This is a genomic window from Arthrobacter gandavensis (genome assembly GCF_015355785.1).
GTDB classification, from domain to species: domain Bacteria; phylum Actinomycetota; class Actinomycetes; order Actinomycetales; family Micrococcaceae; genus Arthrobacter_B; species Arthrobacter_B gandavensis_A.
This window is the reverse complement of record NZ_JADKYW010000005.1, coordinates 1,316,508-1,336,198: the sequence shown is the minus strand read 5'-3', so window position 1 is coordinate 1,336,198 and position 19,691 is coordinate 1,316,508. Positions and strand designations below refer to the sequence as shown.

At 66.6% G+C, this 19,691-nt stretch carries 18 protein-coding genes; 9 read left to right on the top strand and 9 right to left on the bottom strand.

Features of this window, described 5'->3' with window-relative positions:
• Window positions 1-54 precede the first annotated feature (54 nt).
• The 4 genes from pta (at window position 55) to ITX31_RS11375 (ending at window position 5,140) form a co-directional block, all read left to right on the top strand.
• Window positions 55-2,127: a phosphate acetyltransferase gene (gene pta / locus ITX31_RS11390; protein ID WP_194783453.1), complete on the top strand. Its 2,073-nt coding sequence runs from the start codon at window positions 55-57 to the stop codon at window positions 2,125-2,127.
• Entirely contained in the window at window positions 2,128-3,264 is a 1,137-nt protein-coding gene (locus ITX31_RS11385; RefSeq protein ID WP_194783452.1) for an acetate/propionate family kinase, read from the top strand.
• A gap of 154 nt (window positions 3,265-3,418) precedes the next feature.
• On the top strand, window positions 3,419-3,814 hold the full coding sequence (locus tag ITX31_RS11380) for a hypothetical protein (RefSeq protein ID WP_194783451.1): 396 nt from the start codon (window positions 3,419-3,421) through the stop codon (window positions 3,812-3,814).
• A gap of 141 nt (window positions 3,815-3,955) precedes the next feature.
• Window positions 3,956-5,140 carry a zinc-dependent alcohol dehydrogenase gene (locus tag ITX31_RS11375; protein WP_194783450.1) on the top strand — a complete coding sequence of 395 codons (1,185 nt, stop codon included), beginning with the start codon at window positions 3,956-3,958 and terminating at the stop codon, window positions 5,138-5,140.
• Between the two features lie 112 nt (window positions 5,141-5,252).
• Here ITX31_RS11375 and ITX31_RS11370 read toward each other — a convergent pair whose 3' ends face one another.
• Genes ITX31_RS11370 through ITX31_RS11360 form a run of 3 tightly spaced genes read right to left on the bottom strand, consistent with a single transcriptional unit; the run spans window position 5,253 to window position 8,404 of the window.
• Window positions 5,253-5,648: a hypothetical protein gene (locus tag ITX31_RS11370; protein WP_228529146.1), complete on the bottom strand. Its 396-nt coding sequence runs from the start codon at window positions 5,646-5,648 to the stop codon at window positions 5,253-5,255.
• Window positions 5,649-5,657: 9 nt separating this feature from the next.
• Window positions 5,658-7,472, bottom strand: coding sequence for a glycoside hydrolase family 15 protein (locus ITX31_RS11365; RefSeq protein ID WP_194783448.1), 1,815 nt, complete (start codon window positions 7,470-7,472; stop codon window positions 5,658-5,660).
• Between the two features lie 32 nt (window positions 7,473-7,504).
• On the bottom strand, window positions 7,505-8,404 hold the full coding sequence (locus tag ITX31_RS11360; RefSeq protein WP_194783447.1) for a glycerophosphodiester phosphodiesterase: 900 nt from the start codon (window positions 8,402-8,404) through the stop codon (window positions 7,505-7,507).
• A gap of 240 nt (window positions 8,405-8,644) precedes the next feature.
• On the opposite strand from ITX31_RS11360, the gene ITX31_RS11355 reads away from it, so the two are divergent.
• Window positions 8,645-9,850, top strand: coding sequence for a DUF445 domain-containing protein (locus ITX31_RS11355; protein WP_194783642.1), 1,206 nt, complete (start codon window positions 8,645-8,647; stop codon window positions 9,848-9,850).
• Window positions 9,851-9,875: 25 nt separating this feature from the next.
• Here ITX31_RS11355 and ITX31_RS11350 read toward each other — a convergent pair whose 3' ends face one another.
• The 3 genes from ITX31_RS11350 to ITX31_RS11340 all read right to left on the bottom strand — a co-directional run bounded on the left by ITX31_RS11350 (window position 9,876) and on the right by ITX31_RS11340 (window position 11,829).
• Entirely contained in the window at window positions 9,876-10,619 is a 744-nt protein-coding gene (locus ITX31_RS11350) for a hypothetical protein (RefSeq protein ID WP_194783446.1), read from the bottom strand.
• A 146-nt stretch (window positions 10,620-10,765) separates the two neighbouring features.
• On the bottom strand, window positions 10,766-11,032 hold the full coding sequence (locus tag ITX31_RS11345; RefSeq protein ID WP_194783445.1) for a GlsB/YeaQ/YmgE family stress response membrane protein: 267 nt from the start codon (window positions 11,030-11,032) through the stop codon (window positions 10,766-10,768).
• Between the two features lie 149 nt (window positions 11,033-11,181).
• Entirely contained in the window at window positions 11,182-11,829 is a 648-nt protein-coding gene (locus ITX31_RS11340; RefSeq protein ID WP_194783444.1) for an alpha/beta hydrolase, read from the bottom strand.
• A 149-nt stretch (window positions 11,830-11,978) separates the two neighbouring features.
• On the opposite strand from ITX31_RS11340, the gene ITX31_RS11335 reads away from it, so the two are divergent.
• The 4 genes from ITX31_RS11335 to ITX31_RS11320 are packed head-to-tail and all read left to right on the top strand — an operon-like array spanning window position 11,979 to window position 17,287.
• Window positions 11,979-13,040: a 1-phosphofructokinase family hexose kinase gene (locus tag ITX31_RS11335; RefSeq protein ID WP_194783443.1), complete on the top strand. Its 1,062-nt coding sequence runs from the start codon at window positions 11,979-11,981 to the stop codon at window positions 13,038-13,040.
• Window positions 13,040-15,241: a PTS fructose transporter subunit IIABC gene (locus tag ITX31_RS11330; RefSeq protein ID WP_194783442.1), complete on the top strand. Its 2,202-nt coding sequence runs from the start codon at window positions 13,040-13,042 to the stop codon at window positions 15,239-15,241. Before ITX31_RS11335 ends, ITX31_RS11330 begins: the two co-directional genes overlap by 1 nt.
• Window positions 15,242-15,274: 33 nt before the next feature.
• Window positions 15,275-16,969, top strand: a complete 1,695-nt coding sequence (gene ptsP, locus ITX31_RS11325) for a phosphoenolpyruvate--protein phosphotransferase (RefSeq protein WP_194783441.1) — start codon at window positions 15,275-15,277, stop codon at window positions 16,967-16,969.
• 39 nt (window positions 16,970-17,008) lie between these two features.
• Complete coding sequence (locus ITX31_RS11320) at window positions 17,009-17,287, top strand: HPr family phosphocarrier protein (protein ID WP_194783440.1); 279 nt, start codon at window positions 17,009-17,011, stop codon at window positions 17,285-17,287.
• 175 nt (window positions 17,288-17,462) lie between these two features.
• Here the strand turns inward: ITX31_RS11320 and ITX31_RS11315 are convergent, their stop codons facing one another.
• The 3 genes from ITX31_RS11315 to ITX31_RS11305 form a co-directional block, all read right to left on the bottom strand.
• On the bottom strand, window positions 17,463-18,200 hold the full coding sequence (locus tag ITX31_RS11315) for a hypothetical protein (protein WP_194783439.1): 738 nt from the start codon (window positions 18,198-18,200) through the stop codon (window positions 17,463-17,465).
• Window positions 18,197-18,925 (bottom strand): hypothetical protein, encoded by a 729-nt coding sequence (locus tag ITX31_RS11310; RefSeq protein WP_194783438.1) that lies wholly within the window; start codon window positions 18,923-18,925, stop codon window positions 18,197-18,199. The genes ITX31_RS11315 and ITX31_RS11310 overlap by 4 nt, the downstream gene beginning before the upstream one ends.
• A gap of 183 nt (window positions 18,926-19,108) precedes the next feature.
• Complete coding sequence (locus ITX31_RS11305) at window positions 19,109-19,690, bottom strand: hypothetical protein (protein WP_194783437.1); 582 nt, start codon at window positions 19,688-19,690, stop codon at window positions 19,109-19,111.
• Between the last annotated feature and the right edge of the window lies 1 nt (window position 19,691).

Below are 19,691 nucleotides of genomic sequence, written 5' to 3'. Positions count from 1 at the left end.
TATGGATTAAGCCTGTCTGCGCGCGGGCGCTTTCCTAACAGAACGGACATCGCGATGGCCCGAGGAATCTATGTGAGCGCCATGACTCCGGGATCCGGCAAGTCCCTGATCAGCCTTGGCCTCGCGGACATGCTCCAGCGGCACGCGGACCGGATCGGCTTCTTCCGCCCAATCGTGGAGGGCACCGACCGCGACGATGATCCAATGGTGCGGCTGATGCAGCGCCGCTTCGACCTCAGCACCGCCAACTGCCGCGGCGGCCTGACCCGACCGGAGCTGCGTGCCCTGCTGGTTGCCGGTGAACGCGGCGAGGTGGATGCGCGCTGCCTGGCGGTCTACAGCGAAATCGCGGCGAACTGTGACGTGGTGATCGTGGAGGGCACGGACCTTTCAGGGCACGACGTCGCCCTGGAGTTCGATCTCAACGCACGGCTTGCGAACAACCTGGGTGCCATGGTCATGGCGGTGGTGAACGCGCAGGACCTGGGCGTGGAAGAGGTGGCAGACGCCGTCGACGTGGCCCGCCGCGAGCTCGCGGCCGCCAAGTGCGACCTGCTGGCCGTCATGGTGAACCGGGCCGGGGAAGACGCCGTGGATGAGCTGCGCGCCCACGTCCGGCCCGGGGCTTCCAACCGGCCGGTCTACGTGCTGCCGGAACTGGCCGAAATCTCCCAGCCCTCGGTCTCGGAAGTGGCCAAGGCGCTCACCGCGCGGCAGATTGCCGGCAGCCGTTCCCTGGAACGGGACGTCACCGGGGTGAAGGTGGCGGCCATGACGGTGGGGAACTTCATTGGGCAGCTGGCCGACGGCTCGCTGGTGATCGCTCCCGGTGACCGGGCGGACGTGATGGTGGCAGCGCTGGCGTCTTCCTTCTCCTCCGAGTTCCCCGTCCCCAGCGGCATGATCCTCACCGGCGGCCTGCCGCTGGAAGCTGGAATCCTGGCGCTCCTGGCCCAGGCGCCCTTCCCGGTCTTCGCCGTCGATTCGGACACGTATGCCGCGGCGCGGGACGTCAGCAACGTCCGCGGCGAAATCGCCACGGGCCAGCCGCGCAAGGTCGCCGCGGCGCTGGGTGTCTGGTCCCGCTACGTCGACGAAAAGGAACTGCTTGAACGCCTGGAGCTCCCCCGCCCGGAGAAAACGACGCCGCTGCGGTTCCTGAACGAACTCATTGTCCGGGCCCGCACCAGCCGCCGGCACATCGTGCTCCCCGAAGGGCTGGATGTGCGGATCCTGCGTGCGGCCGAGATCCTGAGGCGCCGGGATGTCTGCGCCCTCACGCTCCTCGGGCCCGCCGACGAGGTGCGGGAACTGGCCGCCAGCGAAGGCATAGACCTCAGCGGAATAACCGTGATTAACCCGGCCACCAGCGGGATGAGGGACGATTTCGCCCGGGAATACCAGCAGCTGCGGGCCAAAAAGGGCGTCACCCTCGATGAAGCGGCCGAACGCATGCTTCAAGGGGCATACTTCGGCACCATGATGGTGAAGCTGGGCAGGGTGGACGGAATGGTTTCCGGTGCCGCGCACACCACCGCCAACACCATCCGCCCCGCACTGGAGTTCATCCGCACCAGGGAAAACGTGCAAATTGTCTCCTCGGTGTTCCTGATGCTGCTCCAGGACCGGGTGCTGGTCTACGGCGACTGCGCGGTGAACCCGGACCCGGACGCCGCGCAGCTCGCGGACATTGCCCTGGCCTCCGCAGCCACGGCCGAGCAGTTTGGAATCACGCCCCGGGTCGCCATGCTTTCCTACTCGACGGGCGTTTCCGGCAAGGGGGACTCCGTGGAGAAGGTACGCCAGGCAACCGAGATGGTCCGCAGCGCCCGGCCCGATCTGCCCGTGGAGGGCCCCATCCAGTACGACGCCGCGGTTGATGTCTCGGTGGCCGCTTCCAAGGCTCCCGGGTCCACCGTGGCCGGCCAGGCCACGGTGTTCATCTTCCCGGACCTGAACACCGGCAACAACACCTACAAGGCCGTCCAGCAGTCCGCCGGGGCAGTGGCAGTCGGCCCAATACTCCAGGGCCTGCGCAAACCGGTCAACGACCTTTCCCGCGGCTGCACCGTTGACGACATTGTCAACACCGTGGCCATCACCGCCGTCCAGGCGCAGGAGGACTGAATGCTGGTTCTTGTGGTCAACTCCGGATCCTCGTCATTGAAGTACCAGGTGCGGGACACTGCTACCCGCGAGGTAGTGGCCAAGGGGCTCATTGACCGCATTGGCGGCCAGGAGGTGCCGGACCACCACGAGGCGCTGGTGCGGCTGCACCGGGAAGTCGCCGAAGCCCTGGACGGGAAGCCGATTGACGCCGTTGGGCACCGGGTGGTCCACGGCGGCGAGCGCTTCAGCCAGCCTGTCCTGGTGGACAATGAGATCACCCGTGCCATCGAGCGGCTCAGCCCGCTGGCCCCGCTGCACAATCCAGCCAGCGCCATGGGCATCCGTGCCGTAGCGGACCTGTATCCGGGCATCCCGCAGGTGGCGGTCTTTGACACCGCCTTCCACCGCACCCTTCCCCAGCGCGCATGGCGCTACGCCATTCCGCAGTCCCTGTACCGGCGGTACGGGATCCGCCGCTACGGTTTCCACGGGACCAGCTGCGACTATGTGAGCGGGCTGGCCGCGGATTTCCTGGGTGTCCCGCTGGAGCATTTCGACGGCGTGATCGCCCATCTGGGCAACGGCGCCTCCGTGACGGCCCTCCAGAACGGCCGGAGCGTCGACACTTCCATGGGCTTCACCCCCATGGCAGGTCTGGTCATGGGAACCCGTTCCGGAGACATTGACCCGTCCATCCTGGTATTCCTGGGCCGGGAGGGTTACGGCCCGGATGACATCGATAACCTGCTGAACCGGGAATCCGGGCTGCTGGCGCTGGGCGGTGCCGCGGATATGCGCGAGGTGGAACAGGACGCCGAGGCAGGCAACGAGCAGGCCAGGCTGGCACTTGAAATCGCTGCGTACCGGCTGGCGAAATACATCGGGGCCTACCACGTAGCCGTGGGAGGTGCGCAGGCAATCGTCTTTACGGCCGGGATCGGCGAGAACGCGGGCGACTTCAGGGCGCAGGTGGTGGATCTGCTCGGCGCGCTGAACGTGCGCCTCGATCCGGAGGCCAACGCAGTGCGCTCGGAAGAGGTCCGGAGGATCAGTTCCGCGGATTCGGCGATCGAAGTGCTGGTTGTCCCGACGGACGAGGAGGAAGCGATCGCAGAGGCGACCGTGGATACGGTGCTCGCCGCGGGACACGAGTAGCCACCGCGCGCACCGGCGCACCGCAACCCTGCGGGCGGGTACCCGGTTATTCCCGCGCAGGAGTCCGCCGACGGGCGACACCGGCCTTGGTCCGCTGCTATATTCAGGTCAGGTTAAGCAGATGCCGCGGATTCTTCTTGTGCGTGGAGCTGGCATGGAGCACAACCTGCGGGTACTGGTACGAATCGACACAAAGACCTCATCCGCCTGCATAGAGGTGCGCGGATGCCTGGTCCCGGAGAACTGCGGCGATCTGGTGGGCATCCTCCGGCATACTGCCCTGCTGGGGGCAGACCTGATAGTGAACCTTTCACGTGCATCGCATCTGGACGCGCTGGCCCTGGACGAACTCCTCGCCCGCGCAGACGAAGTGCCCTCGCGGCCCGTTGCGGGCGGGCACACCACGGTTGCGGTGCAGCTCCCGGAACAGCTGCCAACATGCCTTCCGCCGGCGCCGGCGCCGGCGCGTCCGCTTCCGCTGGACAACAAGCTGGCTTTCGAACTGGCCTTCCTGCAGCGCAGCGGCAAGGTGTTCCGCCGTCCGGGATAGCGCCGCCCGCACCCGCGCAGCACGCCTCTTTCCTCCCGCCCTGCCCTCCGGGACCGCGCCGCGCCGTAGAAATTGTCAGCAGCCTTATAAATTTGGCAGGATGGGGGCAACTTATCCCTCAGCAACCAGCAGGAGGTCAGCATGAAGGCAGTTACGTGGCAGGGCAAGCGGAAGGTCAGCGTCGAAGAAGTCCCGGATCCGGTGATCCAGGAACCAACGGACGCAGTCATCCGGATCACCTCCACCGCCCTGTGCGGCTCGGACCTGCACCTCTATGAGGTTCTGGGTCCGTACATGAACGCAGGGGACATCGTGGGCCACGAACCGATGGGCATCGTGGAGGAGGTGGGCAGCGCCGTCACCAACCTCAAGCGCGGAGACCGCGTGGTGATCCCCTTCCAAATCGCCTGCGGCAAGTGCTACATGTGCCGTCAGGGCCTGCAGACGCAGTGCGAGGTTACCCAGGTGCGTGAAAAGGGTTCCGGCGCGGCACTCTTCGGCTACTCAGAGCTCTACGGCTCGGTTCCGGGCGGCCAGGCCGAGTTCCTGCGCGTCCCGCACGCCGACTACGGCCCCATCAAGGTCAGCTCCGAGGGCCCGGACGACAGGTACCTCTTCCTCTCCGACATCCTCCCCACGGCCTGGCAGGGCGTGCAATACGCCAACGTGCCCGACGGCGGCACCCTCGCCGTCTACGGCCTCGGCCCCGTCGGCCAGTTCGCCGCACGGATCGGCACCCATCTTGGCTACCGGGTCATCGGCGTCGAGCCGGAAGCTGAGCGCCGCGAAATGGCGGCCCGCCATGGTGCGGAGGTGGTGGACTTCTCCAAGGACCTTGGCGACCAGCTCCGCGACATGACCGACGGCCGCGGACCCGACTCAGTGGTGGATGCCGTGGGCATGGAGGCACACGGATCCCACGCCGGCGCCTTCGCCCAGGCTGCGGTGGGTCTGCTGCCCGACGCGCTGGCGCAGAAGGCAATGGAAACGGCGGGCACGGACCGCCTCGCCGTCCTGCACAGTGCAATCGATACAGTGCGGCGCGGCGGCACCATCTCCCTGAGCGGCGTCTACGGCGGCACTGCGAGCCCCATGCCGCTGATGACCATGTTCGACAAGCAGCTGAACTTCCGCATGGGCCAGGCCAACGTGAAGCGCTGGATCGATGACCTGCTGCCGCTGGTAGAGGACTCCGCGGATCCGCTGGGCGTCACGGACCTGGTGACGCACCGGGCAGGCCTGGAGGCCGCACCGGAGCTCTACGAGAAGTTCCAGAAGAAGGAAGACGGCTGCATCAAGGTAGTCTTCCAGCCCGGCCTGAACTAGGCCACAGCAGCAAAAGGCTGTTCCTGTCCGGTTCTCGGGCGGGAACAGCCTTTTTTGCACCGCTTTCGATACTGCGCTGCGTCTTTCAGTACTGCAGTGCAATCTGGGGGCTTTAGCCGCGCAGGCTCCAGGCCCAGCGGATGAGGGGAAGCTGCAGGGGCAGGCGCAGCGTGTGGATGACTTTGTCCCGGTCCGAACCCTTTGCCCCGTAGGCGCGCTCCAGGGCGCTGAGGTGCCCGGCGATGAACGCCACGTACATCAGGGCCGTCCCGGTGGCCGCAGCACGGCGGGTGGCAGGCAGCAGCAGCGCTCCGGCGGCGGCTGCCTCGATGACACCGCTGGCCCGGATCCACTGGCTCCGGGTCAGGACCCCGAAGCGGCCGCCCTTGTCGCGGCAGATGCTGCGGGGAACAACCCCTGCGTAGAAGCCGGGGTTATTGAAGTGGTTGAGGGCGCTGGCGGTTAGCAGGGCAGCCATGGCGGCGGCTGAAAGTCTCTGGTTGGTCATGGACATCTTTCAGTTGGTGAAACGGCTGGCCGAGCCCGATGGTATTCCCGACAGATGAATGGCATCGGCGGCGCGCACCAGGGCCAGGTGCGAGAATGCCTGCGGAAAATTGCCGGCCATCCGGTCATTGCCGGCGTCATACTCTTCGCTGAGCAGTCCTACCTCGTTTGCATACCCTACAAGCTGGTCCATCAGCGCCACGGCCTCGGCACGCCGTCCCGTGTAGGCATACTGTTCCACCAGCCAGAAGCTGCACGCCAGGAATGGATTTTCTCCGGCAGCGAGCCCATCCACTCCGGTATCCGTGCGGTACCGCAGCAGCAGGCCCGCTGAATCCCGCAGCTCCTCTTCGATGAACTTCACGGTCCCGAGCATCCGCGGATCGTCATAGTCCAGGAAACCCACGTGCGGCAGCTGCAGCAGTGATGCGTCAGCGAGGCTGCTGCCGTAGGACTGGACGAACGCGTTGCGGCCGGCGTCGAACCCCCTCCTGAGGATCTCCCTCCGCAACCCGTCCCGCAGGGCCTCCCACAGCTCCACCGGCCCTTCGAGCCCGTACTGATGGGCTGCACGCGCAGCACTGTTGAACGCCGCCCACATCATGACCCGGGAATGGGTAAAAAACCGCGGCTCGCCTCTGATTTCCCAGAGCCCGTGGTCAGGCTCTTCCAAATGCCGCTCCAGGAAGGCCAGGAGTGCCCGCTGCAGTGGCCAGGAGAAGGCATCCTCACGGACTCCGTGGTCCCGCAGGCGGGCCAGGGAAACCATCACCGTGCCGACGACATCTGCCTGGTACTGGTCTACTGCTCCGTTGCCAATGCGCACGGGGATGGCACCGCCGTGACCGGGGAACTGCGGCAGGATGCGCTCCGGAAGGTCCCGTCCGCCGTCAACGGTGTACATGATCTGCAGGTCGTCCGGATCCCCCGCTACGGCCCGCAGCAGCCAGTTCCTCCAGTGGAGGGCCTCATTCGAGTAGCCGTGGGTCATCATCGCCTCAAGCGTCAGGGCAGCGTCCCGCAGCCAGCAGAACCGGTAGTCCCAGTTTCGGGTGCCGCCTGGCTCCTCTGGAAGTGACGTGGTGGCGGCCGCAACAATGCCTCCGGTTTGACCGTGGGTCAGCGCCCGCAGCACCAGCAGGGAGCGGAGCACCGGTTCCCGGTAGCGGTCGCTCTCTACGTGCAGTCCGGACCAGTGCTGCCAGTACTCCACCGTGCTGGCCATCAGGGCATCAACGTCGGCCGGCTGGGGTGTGGGCTCGTGCGAGTGGTACCACAGAAGCTCAAGATCCACCCGCTCGCCCTGACCCACCGTGAAAGTTCCGGTATGGCGGTGATCCCTGCCATGGGGAATATTTCCCCCATGCAGCACCATGGCACTCGGCCCCGCTATGGCCAGCAGTCGCTCAACGCCGTCCTGCTTTTCCCGGCGCATCCAGGGAGCCGTCGTCCCGTAGTTGAAACGCACTTCCAGTTCCTGCCGCATCTGCACCCGACCGCTGATGCCTTCTATCCGCCGCACCACGGCAGAAGGACGTCCCTGTGCCGGCATGAACTCCGTGACCAGCACTTCTCCGCCTTCTGAACGCCAGCGCGTCTGGAGGATGAAAGTCGAATCCAGGTAATGCCTGGAGACAACAGTCGCCGTTGGATCGGACGGCTCCAGGAGCCAGCGGCCGTGCTCCTGGTTGCCCAGCAACGCACCAAAGACTGACGGGGAGTCGAACCGGGGAACGCACAACCAGTCCACGCTCCCCCTGCGCGATACGAGGGCTCCGGTACGCAGATCGGAGAGCAGGGCGTAATCCTCGATTGGAGCAGCCATAAACCTACTCAAGCACAAGCCGCGCCGGGCGCCTACGGGCGCACCGCTTCCTGGCCGCCGCCGCCGTCTCCTTGAACCATCCGGGCCAGGACGCGCCGCATCCTCGCCGGGTAATTGGTGGTGAATTCCCGGACGCCCAGGGCGTAGGCGTACTCGGCGTCCCCGGGTTCATCGACTGTCCAGGCGCGCACTGTACGTCCGGCCTTCGCCCAGTCCGAGACAAGTCCGGGATGTGCGCGGAAGAACTCAACGCCCGGACCGGCGATACCGGCCGCACCTGATGCAAGCGTCGCCTTGGCCTCGGCCAGTCCGGCCTCCAGCACGGACCGGGCGTCGGTTCCCTCCGGCAACACGGCAGCGGCTTCCGCAACGCCCCCTTCATCGACGTCGGATACCAGCTGACAGACAAACTGTGCGTCCACGGTGCGGCGCAGGTGGGCCACCGACTCCGGGCTGAAACTCATGAAACTCACCTTGATGTTGGCCAGGCGTGAGGTGCGCGCGTCCCAGCCCCGGGATACCAGCAGCTGCAGGACAGTATCCTCAAGCTTCAGGCCAAACGGGCCGGGCTGCTTGAACTCCACGGCCAGGCCCACCTCCCGCCCCGCGGCAGCCAGCAGGTCCAGCAGCTCGGCGAGCGTGAGGAACTGCTCCGCGGCGGTGCCCCGGTCAGCGGGAACTTCCATGCCCTTCCAGCTGCTAAAGTCCAGTTCCCGCAGCTGTGCCAGGGTGTATGCCGATACCGGGCCGGTCCCGTTGGAGGTCCGGTCCACAGCGGAATCATGCAGAAGGACCGGCTCAAAGTCGGCGCTGAGGTGGACGTCGCATTCAACGCCGTCGGCGCCTTCGGCCACCGCCTGAAGGTATGCAGCCCGGGTGTGTTCCGCGTACTGGCCGCTGGCTCCCCGGTGGGCATAGATCTGGATCGGCACGTGGGACCTTTCGCTCGGTTGGGCTTTCACCGTACGCGAGCGCGCCCTCCTCCCGGGACACCGACGCGTGGGCGCAGCGTGGCGCCGAAGCCGTGCTGCTGATTAGATGGCAGTGCGGTACAGGCGCGGGCTCGCCGCGCACCGGGAGACCGGAACCGCAGCCGAGCTGGGACTGGAGGAGCGCCGGTGAGCACACCGCTGCTGGAAAAGGATGCCGTTAAAGCCGCTGCGCTGCGCCGGATGAAACTGGTGGCCACCGGGCTGCTGGTGCTGCTGGGCATCATCTTCGTGGTCGCGTTCGCCCTCCAGGACCGTTACCCGTGGCTCCAGTACGTACGGGCCGCGGCCGAGGGCGGCATGGTGGGCGCCTTGGCCGACTGGTTCGCCGTGACGGCCCTCTTCAAGCATCCGCTGGGCCTGAAGATCCCGCACACCGCGATCATCCCGCGCAACAAGGACCAGATCGGGGCCACCCTGGGCGACTTCGTGGAGGACAATTTCCTCTCCGACGAAGTGGTCAAGACCAAGCTCGATTCGATCGGCATTGCCCAGCGGGCCGGCGCGTGGCTGTCCCGGCCCGAGGGCGCCGAGCGGGTTGCCACCGAAGGCGCGGCTGCGATCCGCGGCATCCTCAGGGTCCTCGACGACGAGGCCGTTCGGGACGTCCTGGAGTCGATGTTCCGGCGCCACATCGTGGATGTTCCCTGGGGGCCGCCCTTGGGACGGATGGCCGAGCGCGTCTTCGAAGAAGGCCACCACCACCAGCTCGTGGACCTTCTGGTGGACAGCCTCAACGACTGGGTGCACCAGAACCCGGAGGTGGTGGCCCGGCTGGTAGCCGAGCGGTCGCCGTCGTGGGTTCCGGGGTTCCTCGATGACCTGGTGGGAGAACGGGTGCAGGTGGAGCTTGGCCGGTTCCTGGACGCCGTGCAGGACGATCCGAACCACCAGGTTCGCCGCTCGCTGGATGAATACCTCCGCGGGCTGGCCTCGGACCTGCAGCATGACCCCGGCGCGATGGCCAAGGCAGAGCGGATCAAGGAACAGGTGCTCGACGATCCCCGGGTGAAGGAACTGATGGCGCAGACCTGGGCAACCATCAAGGGCGCACTTGCCAATGCCGTGGATGACTCGGACAGCGAGCTCACCAAGAACTTCACATCCGCCGTACAGGACTTCGGGACCCGGCTGGTCAGCGAACCCGAGCTGGCCGCGAAGGTCAATGCCTACCTTGGCGACGCCGCCGGCTACCTGGTGCGGACCTACCGCAAGGACATTGCCGGCGTTATTACCGAAACGGTTGAGCGCTGGGACGCCGAGGAGACCTCCGAAAAGATCGAACTGCAGGTGGGCAAGGACCTGCAGTTCATCCGCATCAACGGCACCGTGGTGGGCTCGCTCGCCGGCTTGGCCATCTTCTCAGTGGCCCACGCCATCTTCGGCTAGCCCGCGCTGGCCAATGCGGCCAGCGCTAGCCGCGGATCTCGGGGAGATCCCGGATTTCGGCGGCAAGTTCGCCGGGGATGGTGTCCGGCGCCTGGCCGAATGCCCGGTGCGAAGCCTTGATCACCGACCGGCCCATGGTGTAGTTGCCGGCACCTCCAATGACCGCCCCGACTCCGAGAGGCAGCGCCCGTCCCACGATCACGGACCCCTGGCGCGCCAGCATTTTCTTGAGGAACTGCTTGCGGATCGTGGAGCCGATCGTGCCGAGCATGCCCGAGGACGCTCCGCCCAGGGCACTGCCCCAGGGCTGGCCCTTGCTGAGCTGCTGCATCATGGCGGTGCCCTCTTCGCCGAGCATGATCGCCATGACCACCGTGCGGGAGCGGTCCGGGTCCTGTAGGCGCACGCCGTGCAGCTCGGCGACGGACTGTGCGTACAGCGCCGTTGCCTCGAGGAAGCCCACCGTGGCTGCCACGGAAAGCCCCAGCGCCGCTGCGGTACCGACCGCGGGAACAATCGCAGTCGCACCCACCGCGGCTCCTCCGCCGGCGACGGCGGCGAGGTAGTGGTGTTCCAGGATCTTCACCAGCTCAGCGGCAGACGCTTCCGGATGCTTTCGCTGCAGGCGCCGAAGATTGGCCAGGACCAGGGGCCGCTGGACTTCCACGGCCCGTTCGATGCCCCGGGCAATATGGGTCTTGGGACGTCCGTCGCGGTCAAAGACGGCTCCGCCCGCAAGCCGAAGTGCGCTGTTGGCTTTGAAGCCCATGGATGCTCCTTTGGTAGTGGAAACCGGAAGGCCGCTTATTCAGCCTACGCGACCGGCCGTGCAGCCGGACTTAACCGGAACGGGCCCACGGAATAGCTTCCGTGGGCCCGTTCTCGGCTGCGGGCGCTGCGCGCATGCTTGTCTTACTAGGCGCGGGCGCCGCGCTTCGTGATCATGCCGTAAACCAGCAGGACGATCACGGAACCGAGGATAGCTACGAGCCAGGTCTGGATCGAGAAGAATTCCTCGAGGCCAATGCCGAAGATCGCGTTGCCGATGAAGCCGCCCAGCAGGGCGCCTACAACACCGAGGACCATAGTGATGATGATGCCGCCGCCCTGGCGGCCCGGAAGCAGTGCCTTTGCAATGGCGCCTGCAATGAGTCCCAGAATAAGGAAAGCAATGATACCCATGTGAATACTCCTTGCTGTGTGAGTGACTGGTGAAAGTCTGCGTGACCTGTGGGCCACGCTTTCCATAAGCGTACTTCATAAGCATGCTTACGCGCAGCCGTTTTCTTGCGGATTCCGTCCGACGGGAAACATAACGCCTAGTCAGAACGCTAATAAGGTGCCTTATTTTTCTCTGCCGGAAGGGCAAAAGTGCGTAGGAAAATGACCACATCCCGCACTTCACCAGCGCCGATCCGGTGGCCCATGCCTGGGTAGGTGCGTGCGGTGAGGAGCGTGTTCTCCTCCAGCCACTGGCCCGCCGCAGCGACGGCGTCGGAATGGATCACCCAGTCCGCGCGGTCCCGCCCCCAAAAGAACGGCACCGGGCTGGCCAGCGGTTCAGCCATCGCCAGCAGCTCGCTGCGCACGATGAACCCGGACAGCCCAATCACGCAGGTGAATTCCTCCGGGCGGAGCCGCAGGGCGGTCACCGCCATCGCCATGCCCTGGGAGAAGCCCAGCAGTGAGACGCCGCTGAAACCACCCCGCCGCTTCAGATCGGAAACGGTGTTCAGGAGACTGCTTCCCGCAGCCAGGACGTCGGCCTCGTCCGACTCCAGCATTGGATCCAGCAGGAACCATCCGCTGCGCCCGCCAACGTTGTACGGACCCCGGAGCGCTGCGCCGGTAATGCCCTCCGGCAGGTGCGGAAAGAGTCCAGTCAGGGCGGACTCATCTGATCCGTAGCCGTGCAGCATGACAAGAAGATGTGTTCCAGCCCATGCCTCTTCGGGGACGGACCAGGTGACCGGATGCATGCCCCCAGCCTAGGTGCCGCGGAGCGTTCCCCGCGTTTGTGCCGCGCAACCGCCCGCGGTCCGCTCTCCCATTGCATTGCCCCCCACCGGGAACCTACCGTTGCAGACAGCGCATAGTCGTGCGTCGCGGCCACTGAATGCGGGGGCACATGTTCGCAGGAAAGAACCGGGGCGCCATCGTGACGCTCACCGCCAATCCGAGCCTTGACCGGACAGTAGAGCTGTCAGGGGTCCTTCTCCGCGGTGCCGTCCAGCGGGCCTCAGGGGCCCATGAGGAGCCCGGGGGCAAAGGCGTGAACGTCTGCCGGGCACTTGCAGCCTCCGGTTTTCCCGCTGTGGCGGTGCTTCCGGGAGACAACGCTGATCCGGTGATTCAGGCACTGCGAACCACGGGCATAGCGCACCGGAACCTGCCGATCGGCGCCCCGCTGCGCGCCAACCTCACCCTGACCGAACCGGACGGCACCACCACGAAGATCAACCTCCCCGGGCCGGAACTGGGCGCTGCGGCCCAGGAGAGCCTCCTGGCCCTGGCCGTCGATGCATGCGGAGGCCCCGAGGGAACCGAACCGGCAAGCTGGCTGGTCCTGGCCGGCTCACTGCCGCCGGGAGTTCCCGCGGACTACTACGCAGTTGTGGCCCATGCCCTGCGGGCGCGGTTCGAAGCCGCAGCCCCGCTGCTGGCAATTGATTCCTCCGGCCCTCCCCTGCTGGGAGCGCTGCTGCATGATGCAGCACCTGAACTGCTCAAACCCAACGGGGAAGAACTCTCCGAGGTAACCGGCGTGGCCACCGGGGAAGAGCTGGAAGCGGATCCGTCGCTGGCCGCCGGGGCCGCCATGACACTGATCGAACGGGGTGTGGGCGCGGTGCTGGCCACTCTGGGCGCCCGGGGCGCACTCCTGGTAACCGCCGACGGCGCGTGGCTGGCAACCCGGCCCCCCGTCGCCCCAAAGTCCACGGTTGGAGCGGGGGATTCCTCACTTACCGGCTACCTTCTGGCGCAAACCGAGGGACGAACCCCGCCGGAATGCCTGCGTCAGGCCGTGGCACACGGCGCAGCCGCGGCCTCGCTGCCGGGAACCACCGTGCCCTCTCTCGAACAAACAGATCCCGGGGCCGTAACCGTGAGCCCGCTGAACCTCCACCCAGTGCCCGCCTCCGCCGCCCGGCGTGGCCCGGCTGCACGCACGCCGAAGGAGCAGGACTGATGTCAGAACTTATTACCCCTGATTTGGTCACCTTGGACCAGAACCTTGGCGGCACACGGGAGTCCGTGATCCGGCACCTTGCGGAGAAAGTGTCGGCCGCAGGCCGGGCATCCAACCTCGAGGAGCTCTTCACGGATGCCATGGCGAGGGAACAGAAAACGGCCACGGGTGTTCCGGGCGGAATCGCTATCCCGCACTGCCGTTCCACCGCAGTCACTCAGGCAAGCCTGGCGATGGCCCGGCTGAAACCGCCGGTGGACTGGGGCGCCAAGGACGGGCCGGCGGACATCGTCTTCTTCATTGCCGCGCCGGAAGGCGCGGACCAGGAGCATCTGCAGCTGCTGGCAAAGCTGGCGCGGTCCCTGATCAAGAAAAACTTCACGGCATCCCTGCGCAGCGCGGCCACACCGGAGGCGGTTGTCGAACTGGTAGACGGCGCTCTGGGCCTGGGGCCCGTCCCGGAACCGGACCGGTCCGGCACTGCCGGAAGCCCTGCCGCGGATGCTGCGCCGGCAGGCTCCAGCGCCGCAGCAGAGCATGCAGCCGCCGGCGCGGCAGCCGGAGGAGCCGCCGCGGCTGCCGGCGGTGCACCCCGGGGCGCACATGCCGAAGGCACTGCCGGCCAGCACCGCGCCGGTGAGGCGCACGGCGGAGGCGGGACGGCGACGTCGGGCGACGCACCGGCGTCCGCGGCCGGCCCCCGGCCTGGGCGCCTGGTGGCGGTGACCGCCTGCCCCACCGGAATTGCCCACACTTATATGGCCGCAGATTCCCTCGCTGCCGCCGCGGCGGAGCGCGGGATCGACCTGCAGGTTGAGACGCAGGGTTCGGCGGGTTCCTCCCCGCTTGATCCCGAGGTGATTCGAAACGCTGACGCCGTCATTTTCGCCGTCGACGTCGATGTCCGGGACAAGGGACGCTTCGCCGGAAAACCGCTGGTCAGCGGTCCGGTCAAACGCGGCATCGACGAGCCCGGAGTCATGATCGACGAGGCCCTGGCCGCAGCCAAGGACCCCAAAGCGCGAAGGGTCTCCGGAGGAGGCGGCGGCGGGGACGAACGCGCTTCCGCCGGCGGTGAGAGTTTCGGCGGGCAGCTCAAGCGGGCCCTGCTGACCGGCGTCAGCTACATGATTCCGTTTGTTGCCGGCGGCGGCCTGCTGATCGCCCTCGGGTTCCTGCTGGGCGGATACGAGCTCTCCCTTGCGAATGATGAAGGCATCTTGAACGGTGACGTCATCCTGGACGGGACCAGCATCTTCTCGCTTCCCTCTGAAGGACTGATGGCTTACCTGGGGGCGGTCCTCTGGAAGATCGGCAACCTTTCCCTGGCCTTTCTCGTGCCGGCTTTGGCTGGATACATCGCCTACGCGCTGGCTGACCGGCCCGGCATCGCACCCGGATTCACCGCCGGATCCGTCGCACTGTTCATGGATGCCGGCTTCCTCGGCGGCATCGCCGGCGGCCTGCTGGCCGGCTACGCGGCCATGTGGATTGGACGGTGGTCGGTGCCGAACTGGCTCCGCGGCCTGATGCCCGTGGTGATCATCCCGCTGCTTGCCTCGCTTTTCGCTTCCGGCCTGCTGCTGCTGGTCCTCGGCGGACCGATCGCCGCCCTCACCCTGGCCCTGAACGACTGGCTCTCCGGACTCACGGGTGTCGCGGCTGTAGGCCTGGGTGTCATCCTGGGGCTGATGATGGGCGCGGACCTGGGCGGACCGATCAACAAGGTGGCCTACGCGTTCGCGGTTGCCGGCCTGAGCGAAGGAGCCTTCGACAACCAGGCGCCGTGGCAGATCATGGCCGCCGTCATGGCAGCGGGCATGGTGCCGCCGCTGGGCATGGCGCTGGCCACCGTCCTGGACAAGAGCCAGTTCTCCCTTGCCCTGCGGGAGAACGGCAAGGCAGCCTGGGTGCTGGGGGCGGCGTTCATTTCCGAAGGCGCCATTCCGTTCGCGGCGTCTGATCCGCTGCGCGTCATCCCGTCCACGATGATCGGCGGCGCCGTTGCCGGTGCCATCTGCATGGCCGCCGGGGTAACCTCCCAGGCACCGCACGGAGGAATCTTCGTCTTCTTCGCCATCGGCAATTTCCTGATGTTCCTCGTGGCAATCATCGCCGGCACCATCGCAAGCGCGCTGGTCCTCGTGGGACTCAAACGCCTGACTGCCCCCAAGACCACCGAGGAGCCCGTCGTTGCCTAGGAGTACGGTCTTTATTTACAGAGAGGTTCAGTGATGCGCACCATCAAGGGAATCGGAGTCAGCCCCGGCCGGGTTCTGGGGCCTTCACTGCGGATGCCCCCGCCCGTGCCGGAGCCCGACGCCGACTCCAAGTACGCGCCGGACAGTTCCGTTGACCAGGAGAAGGCCCGCCTGAAGGACGCAGCGGATGCGGTGCGGGAGGACCTCAAGCACCGCTCCTCCGTTGCATCGGGAGACGCGAAGGCAGTCCTGGACGCAACGGCGATGATGGCCGCGGATCCAATGCTGCTCAAGGCTGCCGGCAAGCACATCAATCAGGGCATGTCGGCAGAACGGGCGGTATGGGAGGCCGGACTGGAAGTCGCAGCCATGCTGCAGGGCCTGGGCGGATACATGGCAGAACGCACGCAGGACGTGCTGGACGTCCGCTCACGCATCGTTGCGCAGCTGGACGGCCTGCCCGCCCCCGGCATCCCGGCGTCGGACGTTCCGTTCATCCTCACGGCGGAGGAACTGGCACCCGCGGACACCGCCACGCTTGATCCGTCCCTCGTCATTGGACTGGTCACCAGCGGCGGCGGCCCGCAGTCCCATACCGCCATCCTGGCCCGTTCCCTGGGCCTGCCCGCGGTGGTCGGAGCCGCGAGCGCGGATTCGATCATCGACGGCGCGGAGATCTACCTGGACGGCGGAACCGGAACGGTGGTGGTCAACCCCGGAGTTGCCGAGCGCGAAGCGGCACAGAAATACGCAGCCCGTTCCTCACTTCCGGCGTTCAACGGAGCAGGCAGCACGTCCGACGGGCACCGGGTACCGCTGCTGGCCAACGTCGGGTCCGGAAAGGACGCTGAGGCCGCCGCTGCGGCCGGGGCCGAAGGGGTTGGACTGCTGCGCACCGAGTTCTGCTTCCTTGGCAGGGACTCCGAGCCCAGCGTGGACGAACAGGTTGCCGCCTACGGTGCGGTCTTTGACGCCTTCCCCGGGCGAAAAGTGGTGGTAAGGACGCTCGACGCAGGAGCAGACAAGCCGCTGCCGTTCCTGACTGACAAGAGCGAACCCAATCCCGCACTGGGTGTGCGCGGCTTCCGCACCGATCGTTCCGCGCCCGGCGTCCTGACCCGCCAGCTGGAGGCGATCGCGGACGCGGCAGGCTCGCATGACTGCGACGTCTGGGTCATGGCCCCGATGATCTCCACGGCCGACGAAGCGTCTGATTTTGCCGTGATGTGCGCGGCAGCCGGCCTGGCGACGCCTGGCGTGATGATCGAGGTGCCCGCCGCGGCCATCAAGGCCGAGGCGGTGCTTTCCAAGGTGAAGTTCGCTTCGCTGGGCACCAACGACCTCACGCAGTACTCCATGGCCGCGGACCGGCAGCTGGGCACCCTCGCGTCCCTGAATGACCCGTGGCAGCCGGCCGTGCTGCAGCTGATCGCCATGACCGTCCAGGGCGCCGCGCTGGCCGGGGCAGCGGACAGCGTACCGCGCAACGTTGGCGTGTGCGGTGAGGCTGCCGCGGACCCGGCCCTCGCCGTCGTGCTGACCGGGCTGGGCGTGAATACCCTGTCCATGACGCCTCGGGCATTGTCCACCGTTGGCGCGGTCCTCTCCTCAGTGACCCTCGCCCAGGCCCAGGAACTTGCCGGAACCGCACTGGTAGCCAGGACCGCTGCCGAAGCCCGGACCCGGGTTCGGAGCCAGCTCCCCCTCCTTGAACAGCTTGGCCTGTAGCGCAGGCCGGCAGAACACCAACCCGGAAGGAAAAACCCCATGCCAGAACGCGAAGCGACCATAGCCAGCAGGGTAGGGCTGCACGCCCGCCCCGCCTCGCTCTTTGCCGAAGCGGCTGCCGCCCAGCCCGTGGAAGTCACCATAGCGATGCAGGGCGAGCCGGCGGAGGAAGCCATGGACGCCTCGAGCATGCTCTCACTCATGAGCCTCGGCGCCTCCCACGGAGACGTGGTGGTGCTGCGTGCCGAAGGCGAGGGCGCGGACGCCGCACTGGATGAGCTGGTGAAGGTCCTCGAAACCGATCTCGACGCGACCTAGGAGCTCGGTCGCCGGCCACCGTCGGTACGGGGGCCGATACAAAGCGAAGCCAGCGGCCGTGGGCCGCTGGCTTCGTTAGCAACTTCACGCTGACCCCCCACAGGCAGCGGACGTTACATATTCATTAGTCTGGCACAGGGTCATGAATTTGTGAACAAAACCGGTGATTTCCAACTCACATTTTTGTAACGTTTCCCAAGCCTGAGAAGCCCCCCGGATGCCGCATCTGCCGCCGATGCGATACCCACATGACGGCAAGGCCGAGAGTCACCAGAATGACCGCTGAAAACGGGAGAAGCAGCATGAACACCCCGATGTCCGCGACCAGGGTGAGACCGGTGAAGACCACTACCAACGCCAGCCCCAGGCCGAAGAACCCGGACCCCACGCGGTGCGGCAGCCGGTAGCGGGAATTCCTTGCTGCGGCGAGCGCCGGCGCGCAGACACAGGCAGCGACATAGGCGGGATACAGCCGCCCAAGCATGCCGTAAACCTCCACGCTCACCTGGTCGCCGTAGTCCAGCAGTCCGGTTGAAGTCACGGGGATGTCGCTGGCCACGAAGAATCCGGCTGTCAGCACAGCCGTGAGCCCAAGGACAGCGAGCCCCACCGGCCCCACGATGAGCCGTCGCGCCCATTCGGCACCGTAGGCAGCCGCGCCGCGCAGGCCCAGAATCAGGAAGACGCCGTACAGCGAGTAGCGCAGCAGCAGGTTCGCGAGGTTGAACCCGCCCAGGAGCGGATCGATGAACTCGTAGAACACCGGCAGGCTGAGTCCGGTCGAGACGGCTATGAGCAGCATGCAGAAAAAGATGCTGCGGTTGCGGCCGCGGATGGCGTCCGGCAGCCGGAACAGCGCAAAAAGGGAACTCAGCGCGAACGCCGAGACCTGAACGGCAAATCCTGCGGTCATCCCAGATTCTCCAAGAGTGCGTGGTCATACTTATCGTCTTGTTCACGTTTGCGCAGCACCTTGGCCAGCGCGTCCAGCCTGTCCCTGGCGAGCGAGACAAGTTCAGCGTCGGTGAGCGCCGCCAGGGCCTCTTCGCGGCCCGAGGGCGGCCAGCCGCCCTCCTGGGGTTCCAGCACCCCGGTAACCACCAGCCCACTGGTCAGGGACACACCCGCCTGGCGCGCAGCCTCGACGGCGAGCTTCGTGGCCAGGCGTCCGGCGGTCAGCTGGGCGGAGATGTTCTGGGGAGCGATTCCCGTGGCCGCGGAAAGCTGGTGGCGCAGGTCCCCGGGATCCACGGCGTCGAACCATGGCCTCACCGCTATCGAGTCGGCATACGCTGCTACCTTTGGCACGGCCGGATGCTCGCGGTCCGCGCCGGCCCTGGCCAGGAGGTACTCCAGGATGCTCTGGTACGGGACCTGGCTGATGAGCTCGGCAGGGGACGGGGCACGGCGGCCTTCGGCCAGGCCCCTGAAACCGTCGAATTGGGAGAGCTCTGCTACCGGGTCCTGGCCGTAGGCCCGCGCCACGCGGACGACGGTTGCCACGGCTACGTTTCCCCGCACCAGCTGCTGGGCCAGGGTTGAGCGCTTGATACCCGTCCTGCGGCATAGATCCGCGGTGGATTCAGTGGGAGCAACACGGTTCCGCCAGTTCTGGAAAGCCTTAGCGGAGACCCCCATCTAACCCCCATAGCTGCTCGATTGGATTCCCTGCGACCGGATCAGTATACTTCTAGCACTGGCTCCCCCCTCTGCGTTCCCCCCATATGCAGAGGCGGGAGCCAGCTCCAATTAACGCCGGTTAACGCCGGCGCCTATGGTGATTCTCCGCTGAGCCGCGGACTGTCCGCGGCGAAACGCCGATTAGTCGGCCCGCCTCCTGGCGGCGTCCCTGGCCCGCTCCCAGGCAGCTTCAAGCTCATCCACCGCACTGCCGTAGCGATCCACGGCCGCATCGTCAGCCTCGACGGACCCGGCGGCTTCATGCGCCGCCATCGCCTCACGCGCCGCCCGGGCGAGCTGGCTGGTTTCCTTTTCGCGCACGTCTGTCAGACCCGGGAACTCCGCGCCCTTCCAGGGGTCGAGTTCATACGAACCCCATTCCAGCAGGATGGCTTCACGCCGCCGGGCGAGGGAATCAATGCGGCGGCGCCGAATTTTCTCCACCCTCGCACGCTTCCTGGCCCGGTGCCGGCGGTCAACCCAGTACCAGACACCGGCGGACCCGCACAGGGCTAGCAGACCGACTACCGCTCCGGCGCCTGGCGCAGCGAGTCCTGCCCAGGCGATCGCCGCGACAACTGTCAATCCACCGGTGAGGCCTACCCAAAAAAGCCGCTCGCCGTCCTGCCTGCGCAGCGCCGTGTCCAGGGCTGGGGCGCAGAGTCCCATAGCAGCGGCGGCCAGCAGGAGGGCAGGCAGTCCCGCCGGAAACCCTGGATCCATG

What these genes read in the sequence shown, in the direction of transcription:
- ITX31_RS11310 (WP_194783438.1), bottom strand. Translation starts at nt 18,925, where the DNA reads ATGGGGGTCTCCGCTAAGGCTTTCCAGAACTGGCGGAACCGTGTTGCT.
- ITX31_RS11350 (WP_194783446.1), bottom strand. Translation starts at nt 10,619, where the DNA reads ATGGGCTTCAAAGCCAACAGCGCACTTCGGCTTGCGGGCGGAGCCGTC.
- ITX31_RS11375 (WP_194783450.1), top strand. Translation starts at nt 3,956, where the DNA reads ATGAAGGCAGTTACGTGGCAGGGCAAGCGGAAGGTCAGCGTCGAAGAA.
- ITX31_RS11345 (WP_194783445.1), bottom strand. Translation starts at nt 11,032, where the DNA reads ATGGGTATCATTGCTTTCCTTATTCTGGGACTCATTGCAGGCGCCATT.
- ITX31_RS11330 (WP_194783442.1), top strand. Translation starts at nt 13,040, where the DNA reads ATGTCAGAACTTATTACCCCTGATTTGGTCACCTTGGACCAGAACCTT.
- ITX31_RS11335 (WP_194783443.1), top strand. Translation starts at nt 11,979, where the DNA reads ATGTTCGCAGGAAAGAACCGGGGCGCCATCGTGACGCTCACCGCCAAT.
- ITX31_RS11355 (WP_194783642.1), top strand. Translation starts at nt 8,645, where the DNA reads ATGAAACTGGTGGCCACCGGGCTGCTGGTGCTGCTGGGCATCATCTTC.
- ITX31_RS11370 (WP_228529146.1), bottom strand. Translation starts at nt 5,648, where the DNA reads ATGACCAACCAGAGACTTTCAGCCGCCGCCATGGCTGCCCTGCTAACC.
- ITX31_RS11315 (WP_194783439.1), bottom strand. Translation starts at nt 18,200, where the DNA reads ATGACCGCAGGATTTGCCGTTCAGGTCTCGGCGTTCGCGCTGAGTTCC.
- ITX31_RS11380 (WP_194783451.1), top strand. Translation starts at nt 3,419, where the DNA reads ATGGAGCACAACCTGCGGGTACTGGTACGAATCGACACAAAGACCTCA.
- ITX31_RS11320 (WP_194783440.1), top strand. Translation starts at nt 17,009, where the DNA reads ATGCCAGAACGCGAAGCGACCATAGCCAGCAGGGTAGGGCTGCACGCC.
- ptsP (WP_194783441.1), top strand. Translation starts at nt 15,275, where the DNA reads ATGCGCACCATCAAGGGAATCGGAGTCAGCCCCGGCCGGGTTCTGGGG.
- ITX31_RS11365 (WP_194783448.1), bottom strand. Translation starts at nt 7,472, where the DNA reads ATGGCTGCTCCAATCGAGGATTACGCCCTGCTCTCCGATCTGCGTACC.
- ITX31_RS11305 (WP_194783437.1), bottom strand. Translation starts at nt 19,690, where the DNA reads ATGGATCCAGGGTTTCCGGCGGGACTGCCTGCCCTCCTGCTGGCCGCC.
- ITX31_RS11385 (WP_194783452.1), top strand. Translation starts at nt 2,128, where the DNA reads ATGCTGGTTCTTGTGGTCAACTCCGGATCCTCGTCATTGAAGTACCAG.
- ITX31_RS11340 (WP_194783444.1), bottom strand. Translation starts at nt 11,829, where the DNA reads ATGCATCCGGTCACCTGGTCCGTCCCCGAAGAGGCATGGGCTGGAACA.
- pta (WP_194783453.1), top strand. Translation starts at nt 55, where the DNA reads ATGGCCCGAGGAATCTATGTGAGCGCCATGACTCCGGGATCCGGCAAG.